General features: G+C 48.2%; 9 protein-coding genes. 8 read left to right on the top strand and 1 reads right to left on the bottom strand.

The window, feature by feature from the left end:
• Nucleotides 1–144 precede the first annotated feature (144 nt).
• From KWJ01_RS04210 to KWJ01_RS04175, 8 genes are all read left to right on the top strand, one after another.
• A complete protein-coding gene (locus KWJ01_RS04210) occupies nucleotides 145–1,233 on the top strand; it encodes a DUF4837 family protein (RefSeq protein ID WP_224995174.1) in 1,089 nt (362 codons plus the stop codon).
• A gap of 71 nt (nucleotides 1,234–1,304) precedes the next feature.
• The gene (locus KWJ01_RS04205; RefSeq protein ID WP_224995173.1) at nucleotides 1,305–3,599 is read left to right on the top strand and encodes an NADP-dependent malic enzyme; all 2,295 of its coding nucleotides are present in this window, start codon (nucleotides 1,305–1,307) and stop codon (nucleotides 3,597–3,599) included.
• Nucleotides 3,596–4,189 (top strand): Holliday junction branch migration protein RuvA, encoded by a 594-nt coding sequence (gene ruvA, locus KWJ01_RS04200; protein WP_224995172.1) that lies wholly within the window; start codon nucleotides 3,596–3,598, stop codon nucleotides 4,187–4,189. The genes KWJ01_RS04205 and ruvA overlap by 4 nt, the downstream gene beginning before the upstream one ends.
• Before the next feature lie 41 nt (nucleotides 4,190–4,230).
• Nucleotides 4,231–11,469: a cell surface protein SprA gene (sprA, locus tag KWJ01_RS04195; RefSeq protein ID WP_224995171.1), complete on the top strand. Its 7,239-nt coding sequence runs from the start codon at nucleotides 4,231–4,233 to the stop codon at nucleotides 11,467–11,469.
• Nucleotides 11,470–11,523: 54 nt separating this feature from the next.
• Nucleotides 11,524–11,904: a glycine cleavage system protein GcvH gene (gene gcvH, locus KWJ01_RS04190; RefSeq protein WP_224995170.1), complete on the top strand. Its 381-nt coding sequence runs from the start codon at nucleotides 11,524–11,526 to the stop codon at nucleotides 11,902–11,904.
• A gap of 23 nt (nucleotides 11,905–11,927) precedes the next feature.
• Nucleotides 11,928–12,302 (top strand): VanZ family protein, encoded by a 375-nt coding sequence (locus KWJ01_RS04185; RefSeq protein ID WP_224995169.1) that lies wholly within the window; start codon nucleotides 11,928–11,930, stop codon nucleotides 12,300–12,302.
• A gap of 72 nt (nucleotides 12,303–12,374) precedes the next feature.
• On the top strand, nucleotides 12,375–13,061 hold the full coding sequence (locus tag KWJ01_RS04180; protein WP_224995168.1) for an energy transducer TonB: 687 nt from the start codon (nucleotides 12,375–12,377) through the stop codon (nucleotides 13,059–13,061).
• A gap of 293 nt (nucleotides 13,062–13,354) precedes the next feature.
• Nucleotides 13,355–14,053, top strand: a complete 699-nt coding sequence (locus tag KWJ01_RS04175) for an energy transducer TonB (protein ID WP_224995167.1) — start codon at nucleotides 13,355–13,357, stop codon at nucleotides 14,051–14,053.
• A 61-nt stretch (nucleotides 14,054–14,114) separates the two neighbouring features.
• Here the strand turns inward: KWJ01_RS04175 and KWJ01_RS04170 are convergent, their stop codons facing one another.
• The gene (locus tag KWJ01_RS04170; RefSeq protein ID WP_224995166.1) at nucleotides 14,115–14,990 is read right to left on the bottom strand and encodes a YicC/YloC family endoribonuclease; all 876 of its coding nucleotides are present in this window, start codon (nucleotides 14,988–14,990) and stop codon (nucleotides 14,115–14,117) included.
• Nucleotides 14,991–15,090 lie beyond the last annotated feature (100 nt).

Here is a 15,090-nt window from a genome sequence, read left to right as displayed (position 1 = left end):
GCCTTTATAAAAGGCAAAGCTTTTTTATTTTGAGGCTGCTTTTCTTATTTTACCGAAAATTGCCTGCATCTTATATCAGCTGCACTATTTTTTTGGTTATAGTAATTAGTGAAAAAGCACCCAGAATTTATTCCAACAAATTACATGAATTATAAAGCCTTAAGCCTTTGGCTGTTTGCTATTATTACTGTTTGTATTAGCTGTGGAGATGGAGAAAATAAAAACACTACCAATCGTGATTTCTTACCCCGCGCCAGTTTAGTACCTAATGAAATACTGGTTGTAATGGACTCCTCACAATGGAACGGAGTGTTGGGAGAGGCAATCCGCGATGTATTTACAGAGCCCATTCCAGGCCTTCCGCAGGAAGAACCCTACTTTAAGGTAAGTCACATACAACCCCAGGATTTGCGTGGTTTCCTGAAGCGTTACCCCAACATTCTGTTTGCCTTTACGCTGGATAATAACAGCCGCGCCACCGAAATGCTCAAGACGATGTTTTCTGAACGGTCGCTGGAGCAAATCCAGAACGAGCCCCAGCGCTACATGGCTACCCGCAAGGATGAATTTGCAAAAGGTCAGGAAGTAATGTACCTGTTCGCAAACTCGGAGGAGCAGCTAACAAGCAGAATTTATTCCAGCAGAGATCAGCTGCTTAATTACTTCAGAGATGTAGAGCGCCAGCGTTCCATAAGGGAGTACTCCCAGGTAAAGGTTACAAGGCCTTTATCCGATATGCTTAGCCAGCAGTATGGCTTTAGCCTTAGGTTCCCGGCCGGCTACGAGGTTGCCAAGCAGGACTCTAACTTCGTATGGATACGCCTGCTCGATAACCAGGTAGACAAAAGCATCTGGGCAACCTGGAAGCCCTATACCGGTCAGGAAGCATTTGAACGCGAAAATATTATAGAATACAGGAACACTGTAGCCAAGCAGTACATCTGGGGTGACCAAAGCGACACCTACATGCGTTTGGAAAACCAGCTGCCTGTTTCTATGGAGGAGGTAAACTTTAATGGACGCTTTGCCGTAGAAACCCGCGGCCTCTGGCGCCTGGAAAAAATGATCATGGGTGGCCCCTTCATTAGCTATACTTTTGTGGATGAAGCCACAAACAGACTCTACTACCTGGAGGGATTCGTTTATGCACCCGGACAGGATAAGCGTGCTGCCATGAGTGAACTGGAGGCTATTTTGTGGACGTTTAAAAGTGCTCCACAGCAGAAGAAATAGTACTTTACCGTACTTCTCTTACTTTGCTCCAAAAAACCTGCTAAATTGCACAGGAATTAGTATCTTTCTAAATGGCTATCAAAATAAGGAAGCAAGATGCCCTTGCCTATCATACTCAGGGGCAGCCGGGTAAGATTGAAGTAGTGCCCACAAAAATGTTAAGCACTCAGCTGGACCTCGCCCTGGCCTATTCGCCAGGCGTAGCAGAGCCCTGCAAAGAAATTGCTCAAAACCAGGAGGATGTTTATAAATATACTGCCAAAGGAAACCTGGTGGCGGTTATTTCAAATGGTACAGCAGTACTAGGCCTTGGCGATATAGGCCCTGAAGCCTCCAAGCCAGTAATGGAGGGAAAAGGAGTGCTCTTCAAAAAATTTGCCGGCATCGATGTGTTCGATATTGAGATCAACGAAAAAGATCCGGACAAACTTATTGAAATTATTGCCTCTCTGGAACCTACTTTCGGTGGCATAAACCTGGAAGACATCAAGGCACCCGAGTGTTTTCGTATTGAGCAGGAGCTGAAGCGCCGTATGAAAATTCCGGTAATGCACGACGATCAGCACGGTACAGCCATCATCTCTTCTGCTGCTCTTTTGAATGCACTCGAAATTGTTGGCAAGAAGATCGAGGAAGTAAAAATTGTTGTATCCGGAGCAGGGGCCTCTGCAGTTGCCTGCACCAAGCTGTACCTGCAGCTGGGTGCCCGCCGCGAAAATATAGTAATGTGCGATCGCGAGGGCGTGATTCATACAAACCGCACCGATCTGGATGAAATAAAAAATCAATTTGTTACCAGCAGAACCGATATCACAACCCTGCAGGAAGCACTTGTTGGTGCCGATATGTTCCTGGGGCTGTCTGCCGGTAATATCCTGAAGGGAGAAGACCTGCAGGTAATGGCTAAAGATCCCATTGTGTTTGCGCTGGCCAACCCCGATCCTGAAATTCCCTATGAGGTTGCCATGGCTGCCCGTGAGGATATTATCATGGCTACGGGCCGTTCCGATCATCCTAACCAGGTGAACAACGTACTGGGCTTTCCTTTCATCTTCAGGGGTGCGCTTGATGTAAGTGCCAGTGCCATTAATGAAGAAATGAAAATGGCTGCGGTGCGTGCCCTTGCCCACCTGGCAAAAGAGCCCGTTCCCGAAGCGGTAAATAAAGCATACGGCGACCGGAGAATGGTGTTCGGCAGAGAATACCTGATTCCAAAGCCACTTGACCCGCGCCTGATCACCACCCTGGCACCAGCCGTGGCAAAAGCAGCCATGGATAGTGGGGTTGCCCGCAAGTCGATAGAAGACTGGGAGCAGTACAATGTTGACCTGCAAATGCGCATTGGCATTGACCAGCGCCTGATGTCACGCATACTGGTTCAGGCTAAGAAAGATCCAAGAAGGGTAGTTTTTGCAGAAGCAGATAACCATAAGATCCTGAAAGCTGCCCAGACGGTACAGGATGAGAAGATAGGTATTCCCATTCTGCTCGGAGACCGTGAAAAGATCCAGGCACTTATAGAAGAAAACCAGCTGGAGCTCGATGGCTGCGAAATTGTAGACCCAAAAGCCCCTGAGCAGCAGGAGCGCTTTGAAACCTATGCGCAGCTGCTCTTCAAGAAGCGCCAGCGCCGTGGTGTAACCCTGCACGAGGCACGCAAACTGATGCAGGACCGCAACTATTTTGGAGCCATGATGCTCGAAAATGGCGAGGCAGATGCTTTTATATCCGGTCTTACCAAAGACTATCCAAAAACCATTACGCCTGCACTGCATGTAATTGGCATTGAAGAGGGTATCAGCCGGGTGGCCGGTATGTACATCATCTCCAACAAGCGGCAGTCTTACTTCTTTGCCGATACCACTGTTAACCGTAATCCGTCAGCAGAAGAGCTGGTAGATATTATTGGCCTCACCGCCCGTGGTGTACGCTTCTTTGATACAGAACCACGTATTGCAGTACTCTCCTACTCCAACTTTGGCTCCAGCAAAGGCGATGTGCCAGAGAAAACAGCCAAAGCAGCCATGCTGGCGAAAAAGCGTTATCCAGACCTTATCATAGAAGGAGATATACAGGCAAATACAGCACTAAACCCAACCCTGCAGCAGGAGAATTACCCCTTCAGCGCACTGGCCGACAAAGGAGCCAACACACTGGTATTTCCAGACCTGGCTTCGGGCAACATAGCCTATAAGTTGCTGATGGAAATTGGCGGCTCCGAAGCCATTGGCCCGGTGCTGATGGGTATGCGCAAGCCCGTACATATTCTGCAGTTAGGCAGCTCTATTCGCGATATTGTAAACATGGTTGGCATTGCGGTGGTAGATGCACAACACCACGAGAAAAAGCAAATAGAGATTTTATGATCGCCTATCTTAACGGACGGCTGGTACATAAAGACCCAACTTATGTACTGCTGGAGGTGAATGGCATTGGGTATGAAGTTAAGATCTCTTTAAATACTTATGCATCTATAAAAGATAAGGAGCAGTGCAAACTGCTCACTTATCTTCATATTAAAGAAGATGCGCATACCCTCTACGGGTTTCAGGAAGGATCAGAAAAGCGCTTGTTCATGCACCTTATTTCGGTAAGTGGTATTGGCCCCGGTACAGCCCTTATGATGCTCTCTTCCCTTACCCCTGCAGAACTGGAATATGCAATTGTTCATGAAGATGTCCGCACGCTTTCAAGAGTAAAAGGAATAGGCGCTAAAACAGCCCAGCGTGCTATTCTGGAACTGCGCGATAAGGTAATGAAGGGAGAAGTTGTAAATCCTTCTGCATCTTTAGCTTCTGTTTCACACAATACTGTTCGTCAGGAAGCGTTGCAGGCTTTAGTAACCTTGGGAATTAACAGGGCTGCTGCCGAAAAAACTTTGGATGGTATTTTGAAGCAGCACGGTAACAGCCTTTCCCTGGAAGAACTTATAAAATCAGCCCTGAAAAACGCATAAGGATTTTGATTCAGCCCTGGCTTTTCCGGATTTTCCTACTTTTGGTAGTAGGTAGCGCTATACCAGTAGCCCTGCCTGCTCCTGCTTTTGCTGCTAAGGCACGCCTGTTCCAGCAGGGGCCTGTTCAGACACCGCCCGACACCATAGGTCGTGATACAACCCGTAGCACGGGAGCCTACAAACCCAGCAAGTTTCCCACCGGCCAGCCAAGGGACCGTTATGCCGATCCTTTTACTAACAAAAGAAATGCATCCCCGCTTTTTCCGGCCCCTCCTACCCAGGTGGAGATGGAAATAGACACTGGTTTTAACTATACCATTTACGAAAGAATTGGCGATATGCCCTATCGCCCCCCTACTACCCTTAGTTTTGAAGAGTACATGCGCCTGCAGCGCGAGCAGGCCATTCGCAATTACTGGAAGACCCAGTCTGCGGGTTTGGATGGCGAAAGCCCCGTAAGTAGCCGCAGCCTTATTCCCCCCATTTACACCAGCCCTGCGCTGGACCGTATCTTTGGTGGCAGCTTTGTTAATATCACGCCTAACGGTTTTGTAAACCTCGATTTTGGAGGTGAGTTTCAGCGGGTGCAAAACCCTGCCATACCCATCAGGGCGCAGCGCAGGCCACAGTTTATTTTCGATCAGCAGATCAATATGAACGTGATCGGAAAAATCGGTGAAAAACTGGAGATATCTGCCAACTTCGACAGCAACAACAGCTTTGACTTTGAGAACAACTTCAGGGTAGAGTATACTGGTTTTCCTGAAGAGATCATTAAAAAAATTGAAGTAGGCAATGTAAGCCTGCCCGTACGCAACAGCTTAATGAGCGGTGCCCAAAGCCTCTTTGGTGTAAAAACCCAGCTGCAGTTTGGCCGGCTGTTTGTAACAGGTGTGGCCACCACACAGCGTGGCGAGAGTGATGTAATTACCATAGAAGGAGGCTCCCAGGCCACTACCTTTTCGGTTCGGGCCTCAGATTATGACCTGAACCGCCACTTCTTCCTGGGCCACTTTTTCCGTGATAACTATGGCGTAAACCCGGGCCAGTGGCTGGCTAACCTGCCGCAGATCACCTCCGGGGTAAACATTACCCGCATGGAGGTCTACATCATTAACCGTAATCAGCAAACCGAAGGCCTGCGAAATGTTGCCGCCTTTATGGACCTGGGCGAGGGTGAGGAAGATGATGTATTCCGTGACGACAACCCCAATGTAACTCCCCTAAGGGGCAACCCCAACAACAACAATGCCAACAGCCTGTTTGCTAACCTTCGAGCCAACGAGAGCCTGCGCAACATAGACCAAGTCGATAATGTACTTCAAAATGATTTTGGCTTTGCCAATGGACGCGACTATGTGCTGATTAAGAGCGCACGAAAACTTGCAGCTTCGGAATACGGCTACAATTCAGAGCTTGGGTACATCAGCTTAAACCGCCAGCTGCAAACAGACGAGGCCCTTGCAGTTGCCTATGAATATACCTACAATGGCAAACGCTATCAGGTAGGCGAGCTTACAGAAAACTACCAGAACAGACCTGCCAACGATGTTATTTTCCTGAAAATGCTTCGCTCCAACAACATCGATACAGAGGTACCGGTGTGGGACCTGATGATGAAAAATATTTACTCCCTTGGTGCAAACCAGGTGGCCCGCGAAGGATTTCAGCTAAATGTAGTGTACCGCGACGACCGCTCCGGCCTGGACCAGCCCAACCTGCAGGAAGGTGAAGACAGAAATGGTGTACCCCTGCGAAACACACCGATCATACGCCTGCTGGGCCTCGACCTGCTTAACCAGAACAACGACCGCCAGCCCGATGGTAATTTCGACTTTGTGGAAGGGGTTACCATTAACCTGGAACGCGGCCTGATCATGTTCCCGGTGCTGGAGCCTTTTGGCGATTACCTGCGTTCGCAGATAGCTGCCGGACAAACAAACGTGCTGGAAAAGTATGTTTACGACGAGCTCTACGAAAACACCAAGTACAATGCAGAGCTGGAGGCCGAGCAAAACAAGTACTTTATACAGGGTAAGTATGCCGCCTCTTCGGTACAGGATATTGCACTGGAGGGTATAAATGTGGCACCTGGCTCTGTGCGGGTATTTGCCGGCAACACGCCTCTTACCGAGGGTGTAGATTACCAGGTAGACTATAACTTCGGACGGGTGCGTATTCTTAACGAGGGCATTACCAACTCCGGCAAGCAAATCCGGATCTCTTACGAGCGGGCTTCGCTGCTGAACTTCCAGACACGCCGCTTCCTGGGTACCCATTTCGATTATGTGATCAACGAAGACATAAGCCTGGGTGCAACCCTTCTTTACCTGAATGAACTGCCCATTGTTACCCGCGTAGGCATTGGCCAGGAGCCTATCAAAAACACCAAGTGGGGCTTCGATGCCAGCATCAGGAAGGATAGCTATTTTCTTACCCGCATGCTCGACTGGCTGCCACTGCTGCAGACCAAAGAAACCTCTACCATTACCTTCAATGGGGAGTTTGCCCAGATGGTACCCGGCACCTCTAACGTAGTAGATGGCGAAGGCACCTCCTATATCGAAGATTTCGAAACAGCCGTTACACCTTATCGCATCGATGGAAATATATTGGACTGGAGCCATGCCGCTACTCCGCTCACGACCGATGGCCGCTACACAGGTGGCAGCGCCTCCTCCAACGACCTGTCGTTTGGCTATAAGCGTGCACGCCTGGCCTGGTATTCTGTAGATAATATCTTTTACCGCGAAAGCGACAGAAACAGGTACGCTCCTGGCCTCAGCAAGGAAGATATGCGGAACAACTATGTACGCCAGGTTATTCCTCAGGAGCTCTTTCAGCGCGATCAGCGCAACATGCAGCTGAACGAATCGATCTTTGACCTTGCCTACTACCCTGCCGAACGCGGGCCTTACAATTATAACCCTGCCATTCAGCCGGGTGGTGTACTACCAAACCCTGCCTCTAACTGGGGTGGTATTACGCGCGCCATTCCCGGCGATGTAGACTTTGAAAGAACCAACATCGAGTACATAGAATTCTGGATGATGGACCCCTTTATCCAGGGGGAGAACGGCCGTAATGAAGCTTTCAGGGATTACAACATAGCCAATGAAGGCAGCGGCGGCCGCCTGGTATTTAACCTGGGCAGCATCTCCGAAGATTATGTAAACGATAACCAGCACGGCTTCGAAAATGGCTTGCCTGCTGATGGCAGCACAGATAATGCCAAGCTCACCGAATGGGGTAAAGTAACCGACCGCCAGTACCTGAACAATGCCTTCGATCTGGATCCTGCTGCACGGGCTTACCAGGATGTGGGAATGGATGGTTTAAATGACGATGATGAACGGAACTATTTCCAGTCCAGATTTGGCGGTGGTAACTGGAACAACATCAGCGATGACCCTTCGGCAGATAACTTCCGCAGCTTTGTAGATGATCAGTACGAAGGTAACAATGCCAATGTGGTAGAGCGTTACAAATACTATAATAACCAGGAGCGCAACACCCCTATCGCACAGGCTGCACAGGGAACCATCTCGCAAGGCAAGCCTACTCCCGATAACGAAGACCTGAATAGGGACAACACCATAAACGACCTGGAGCAGTACTACGAGTACGCCATAGATCTGCGCCCCAACCGTATGAATGTTGGCCAGAACTATATTGTTGACAGGGTAACCACCACCAACAGCGTAAATGGCGACCAGGTTACCTGGTACCAGTTCCGGGTGCCGCTGCAGGAGTTCACCAACACCTATGGCGATCCGCAGAGCTTCCGTACCATCCGCTACATCCGTACTTACCTTACCGGCTTTACCGATCCTATCCTGCTTCGCTTTGCAAAAATGCAATTGGTAGGTAGCCAGTGGCGCCGCTATGAACAGGATTTGCGCAGCGAAGGCCTGGGCCAGGTGCCGGAAGAAGATATCTCCAACTTTACTATTTCTGCCGTAGGTTATGAAGATAATGGCTATGCCGATGGCAGCACCATTCCATATGTAATACCTCCGGGCTTTATACGCGACCGCGACAATACCGCCTATAACCAGCAGGTACGCCTGAACGAGCAGTCGCTGCAACTGTGTGTAGAAGACCTGCAGGACCGCGATGCACGGGCAGTGTTTAAGAACATTTCGCTTGACCTGATCAATTACGGCAACATAAAAATGCTTTTCCATGCCCATGAGCAGGAGGGTGCTACCGTACGCGATGGTGAGGTAACAGGCTTTTTGCGCCTGGGCGCCGATAATACCCAGCACTACTACGAAATAGAAATACCGCTAAGTATTACACCACAGGGTTCTGTTACCCCTGCAGCCATATGGCCAAGTGAAAACGAAATTGATATAGCCCTGAAGGAGCTCTATGCCCTCAAGGCAGAACGTAACCGACTTAACATACCACAAGACAGGCGCTTTAGCGGAACTGTAGGCAAACACACCATCTATGTAAAGGGTAACCCACAAATGAATGACCTGCGGGCCATGATGATTGGTGTGCGCAATCCCGAAGATGTAAATGATAAGAGCCCAAAATCGGTATGCGTGTGGGCAAACGAACTCCGCGTAGCCGATTTTGACCGCCAGGCAGGCTGGGCCACCAATGCCCGCATGAATGCCAAGCTGGCCGATGTTGCCAATGTAACGGCCTCTACCCGCTACAGCTCCCTTGGCTATGGCGATCTTGCACAACGCGTAAATGAGCGTACCCGTGGCGAAGATCTTTCTTACGATATCTCTGCCAACATCGCACTGGATAAGTTCCTGCCGGAGCGTGCCCGGCTCACCGTGCCTATGTTTGTTTCCTTTGAGCGTAGCATCAATACCCCATTCTATGATCCGGGTAGCGAAGACATACCCCTTGCTGCCTCACTGGAATCTTTCGAAACTGCCGAGGAAAAGGATTTCTACAAGCGAATTGCTCAGAACAGAACTACTCGCCGTAGCATTAACTTTACCAATGTAAGGCTAAACCGGCGCGAAGGAGATGAAAATCCTACCCCCTTCGACCTGTCTAACCTGGCGCTTACCTACGCATTTAGCGAAATCAGGAGCAGCAGCTGGGAGATATCGGATTATGTGCTCAGAACCTACAAGGCTGCCGTTGCTTATAACTATTCACCACAAACCAAGCCCTGGTCACCACTAGCAGGCAGTAAGCTGTTTAACTCGCCCTGGCTGCAGCTAATCAAGGATTTTAACATCACGCCGCTGCCTTCTAACGTTTCTGTGCGTTGGGATCTGGACAGGCGATACACCAGCAACCTGTACCGTGGGGACGACCTGCTGCCAAACTATAACAACCAGCAGTTTGAAAAAGCCTTTACCTTTAGCAGGCTGTACTCCTTCCGCTGGAACCTCACCAACGCACTGGTACTGGATTATAACGCCCGCGCCAATGCCATTATCGATGAACCAAACGGCGAGATTAACAAAGAAGCACAGGAAGTAATAATGGATAACCTGGCCTCTTTTGGCCGCATGAAAAATTTCGACCAGATAGTTTCTGCTACCTACAGGTTGCCATTTGATAAATTCCCCATCACTAACTGGATAAGTGCAGATGCCCGATATGAGGTAAACTATACCTGGACTGCCGGCTCTATTGTTTCTGACAGGGAAAGCATTACTGGTGAGGAAAACCAGCAGGATAAGTTTGGTAACCTGATACAGAACATCCGTACCACTGGTGTTACCGGTAAGCTTGACCTGGTAAGGCTGTACAACAACTCTGCCTATCTTAAAAAGATAAACGACGCAGGCCAGCAGAAGGCACGCCCGCAGCCACGCCCACAGGCAGCAAGGCCGGGTCAGCCACAGGCAGATACCACCGCCAATGCTGTACCAGGCGAAGGTGGTAAGTTTGCCAAAGGCCTGATAAGAGGACTGATGTCGGTGCGGGGTATAACCTTCAATGCCACCCAAACCGAGGGCACCATGCTACCAGGCTTCCGGCCACGTTCCTTCCTGTTTGGCCTCGATTCCGGCTTTGTAGCACCGGGTATCGATTTCCTGCTGGGCAGCCAGGATCCTGATATCCGCTATAAGGCAGCCCAGAACGGATGGCTGGTAACTTCAAATGAACTTACTACGCCCTTTACCCAAACCAATACCATCAACTACGATCTGCGGGCCGATGTACAGCCCCTCCCTGATATGCGCATACAAATAGATGTACGTAAGGAGAAAACTGCTAATTACCAGGAGATTTTCCGTTATGTTGACGAAGATCCTCTGGATGGATTGGACGGTGCCTACATGGGGCTTACTCCTGCACACAGGGGCAGTTACAGTATTTCGTTCCTGTCTATCTCAACAGCATTTGGTGATAAAATAGGCGAATCGGGTTCCAAGGCATTTGACAATTTTGCTGCCTACCGTTCACAGATATGGAACAGGGTACAGGCTACAAACGAACTTGACTCTGCCTACAGGCTTAACTCGCAGGATGTGCTGATTCCGGCCTTCCTGGCAGCCTACAGTGGCAAAGATCCTAATGATGTAAAACTATCTCCGTTCCCAAGCATACCGCTGCCTAACTGGCGCCTCGAGTATGCAGGTCTTAGCAAGGTAAAGTGGCTGCAGAACAGGTTCTCTTCTATCGCCATCACCCACAGCTATGTATCGCGCTACTCGGTAAACAGCTACAGCAGCTCACTAGCCTATGGCGAAAATGCTCAGTACGCAGGTAACCTGGCGCTGAATAACTCTATTGAAGGCTATACATCTGCAGATAACCAGCTGCTGGACACACTAAATGGTGCTCCGATGCCTATGTACATTGCCAGCCAGGTGCTGATATCAGAAAAGTTCGCTCCCCTGATAGGTGTAAACCTGCGCACTAAAAAGCGAATGACCCTGCAGATGAGCTATAACCTGGAGCGCAACCTGGGCCTCGACCTCTCGAATACCCAGGTAACGGAGCTAAAGAGCCAGGATGTACGCTTTGATATTGGTTATACCACCAAGAACTTCAAGGTACCTTTCAGGATCCAGGGCAGGGAAGTAACGCTTAAAAACGACCTAACCTTCCGGATGGGTATTACCGTGCGTGATACCCAGACCATACAGCGACGCCTGGAGCAACCCGATGACGTAACCAACGGCAGCCTTAACTTCCAGCTGAACCCAACCGTTAACTACGTTATTAACCAGCAACTAAGCCTGCAGATGTACTTCAGACGCAACATTAACGAGCCAAGGGTACTTACTTCATTCCCTTCAAGCAACACTGCTTTCGGTGTTCAGCTGCGGTATAATATTGTTCCCTAAACTTTTGCTTCTTCAGAAAGAGGTGTATTTTTGGCTGTCTAAAACTAAATGTATATGCAATTTCCTGAAGAGTTTCGCTACACCAAAGACCACGAATGGATTAGTCTGGATGGCGATATTGCTACAGTAGGTATCACTGATTTTGCTCAGCGGGAGCTGGGTGACATCGTTTATGTAGAGATTGAGACCCAGGGCGAAACCGTAGACCAGGGCGAGGTGTTTGGAACAGTTGAAGCTGTAAAAACAGTGTCTGACCTGTTTATGCCTGCCACCGGTGTAATCGAAGAAGTTAACGAGGCCCTGCAATCAGAACCAGAACTGGTTAACAGCGATCCTTACGGTAAAGGCTGGATGATCCGCATTCGCCTGGAAAACACAGATGATTACAACAATCTTCTGTCGGCCAGCGAGTATGCAGAAATGGTAGGCCAGTAGGCATTATCTTTCGTTCATGCTGAATGTTCTTTCGCTATAACCTCTTTACTTTTCTCTGGCTGCTGCTCATTCTGCTGCTTACCCTCACGCCAGGCGGCTCAATGCCCGAGGCTAATTTGTGGGAAGAGCTGCTAAGCTTTGATAAAGTAGTTCACTTTATGATCTTCGGCATCCTGGTGCTGCTGATGATTGTAGGATTTACAAAACAGTATGCTTATGCTTACCTGCGCAAGTATGCTGTTCCATTATCTCTAAGCATTAGTATTGGTTATAGTATTTTGATTGAGGTAATTCAGATTCCGATACCCGGCCGTTACATGGAGTTTATGGACATTGTTGCCAACACTTTGGGCTGTTTTATCGGATATGGAATATTTTATCTCATATATAAATATTGAAGCCTTGCACTTTTTGTCAATTCTAACGTTATTAGTATGTGACGTTGCAAATTGTTTATTTTACTGCAGTCTATGGAACCTAAAAAGAATCCGAAGTACGACCTAACCCGCAAATCCAGCCTGTTTTTTAACATTGGCCTGGTGGTGAGCCTTTTGCTGGTTGTCGTAGCCTTCGAATGGAAAAGCTACGACGAAGTTAGCGTAATTGACAATTACGCCGGCGATGAGTTCGAAGAGATCATCGACATTCCGATCACGGAGCAACCACCACCACCACCACCTCAGGAAATTCCTAAGCAACCGGAAATTATCGAAGTTCCGGATGAAGAGGAAATCGAAGAGACTCCCCCTATCCAGGATATGTCAGAAATCAGCACCGAAACCGTTGTTGATATTCCCATACCTGCAGCTCCTCCGGTAAAGGAAGAGAAAGTTCAGGAGATCTTTGATATCGTGGAAGAAGAAGCCCAGCCTCGTGGCGGCATGAAAGAATTCTACGAATTCCTTTACAAAAACATCGAGTATCCACGTCAGGCCATTCGTTTAGGTATTGAAGGTACAGCTTATGTACGCTTCGTAATCGACGAAAATGGCAATGTGGAGTCTGCTGAAGTTGTAGAAGGACGTGAATTGGGCTACGGACTTGACGAAGAAGCCATCAGGGTAATTAAACTTACAAAGTGGACCCCTGGTAAGCAGCGTGGACGTGCCGTAAAACAGCGTAAGATCCTTCCAGTGAAGTTTAAGCTTCAGAAATAATCAAAAACCTTTAAGGTGAAAAAGCTTAACCAGCTCCAAGACTGGTTAAGCTTTTTTTTTGCATCGTCTATCCCGGGGCCTAAACCCTAAACAGCTTTCAGCTTACAGGATGAGACACCTAAATTAGAAAAGCCTGGTTCAAAACGAACCAGGCTTTTTCTTTTGTGTGAAGAGGATTTACTGCTACTTATCTTATACGGAATTTTAGAGAAAGGTTTAGAATAAAAGCGGAATTTTTACGTTAAATATGAACTACTAGCAGAATTTCCTTTCAACTTTTATATGATAAGCCTATGCAAACTCCTGCTAAACCTCAACAAAAATCTTACCGGAAGGGTAGCTCACTCTACTTTTCAGCTGGTCTTGTGGTAAGTATGGTGCTGATAATCACCGCCTTTGAGTGGAAAACGCCTCATGAAACGCTTGCGGATGGCGGTGTCATCGAGGCCAAAGATTCTGGCATTGACATTATTGACTTCAAACCAACATTTGTGCCTGAAAAGCCAAAGCCTAAAAGTATCTCATCAGAGATTACAACTACTGAAGATGATATCACTCCGGACATAGACATTGACATAACCCCTCCTGATATTGAAGTACCGGAAGGAACAGAGGGTGACAGCGAACTGGATCCGAATGTTTTGTTTGGCAACAGCGAACCCGAAGGCCCCGTAACAGACATGCCTGATTACAGCGAGGCTGCAGTACCGGCACAGGGATATGAGGCCTTTTATGCATACCTCTACAATAACCTGCGAATACCAGACCACCTCATTAGCCAAAACAGGGATGGCAAGGTGCAGGTTTCTTTTGTAGTTGATACCGATGGTACCTTAACCGATATTAAAATTGTACGGGGCTTCGATAAAAAGCTGGAAGAACAGATTATAAAGCTGCTGCAGGAAGCACCTGCCTGGGAGCCAGCCTGGCAGCAGGGGCGTAAGGTAAAAATGCGTATGCAGCTTCCTGTAGCCATCAAAATCAATAACTGATTCAGTCAGTACTGAATGAAAAAAGAGGCCTCCCCCATGGGAAGCCTCTTTTTTATGAGAACTAGAGAATATTCAGACTTTGCTCTTTGATTTTTTCGAGCTCTTCTTTCATCTGAATTACCCGCAGCTGAATTTCTGCATCATTGGCTTTAGAACCGATTGTATTAATTTCGCGGCCGATCTCCTGTGAGAGGAAGCCCAGCTTTTTACCGTTAGAATCAGGCGCCTGGAGTGTTTGTTCAAAATAAGAAAGGTGTGTACGCAGCCTTACCTTCTCCTCGCTTATCTCGAGTTTTTCAATGTAAAAGAACATCTCCTGCTCCAGCCTGTTCTTGTCCATCTTATCCAGAGACATCAGCTCCTCAACCCGCTTTTCAAGGCGCTCCCTGATGTTATCGATCCTGCCACTGTCCAGCTTTTCTATTTCACTTAACAGGCGTCCTATTTCAACAGCATAGCCGTGCAGCTTCATGCGCAGGGCTTCTCCTTCCCTGATCCTGAATGCATCACACTGCTTAGCCGCCATTCTGATGGTTTCCTCCATCAGCTTCCACTCCTCTTCCTCCAGCTCAACCACCGGCGTACTTACTACCTCAGGCTGCTGAAGTGCCAGGCGAAAAATATCATTCTCGGGTGCTCCAACCTCCCTGGCCAATTGTTGCAGGGTTTGATAATAATGGCGAAAAAGCTCTTTATTATAATTGATCTGTGTACTGGAAATACCCAGATACTGTACCTCTACGGTTACATTTGCCTTGCCTCTCACCAACAAATGGTTCAGCTGGTGGCGCACCTCCATCTCATAGTCAGTGTAGGCTTTGGGTAAACGCAGATTTAACTCTAAGTATTTTGAATTTAATGTCTTAACCTCCACGGTAATTAACACATTATTTTTCTCGGCTTGTGCTTTGCCATAGCCGGTCATTGATTTTAGCATACAACTGATTTAGAATTAGCTTAGTACCGTATGCAGCAAAACTAACACTTATTTTAATTTTGTTCCCACGAAAGTAGCAGTAGTAGTATTTGCAGGCTCA

It is taken from the genome of Cesiribacter sp. SM1, assembly GCF_020178975.1.
In the GTDB taxonomy this organism is placed as follows: Bacteria; Bacteroidota; Bacteroidia; order Cytophagales; family Cyclobacteriaceae; genus Cesiribacter.
The sequence above is the reverse complement of the archived record's forward strand: the minus strand, read 5'-3'. Positions and strand labels throughout refer to the sequence as shown.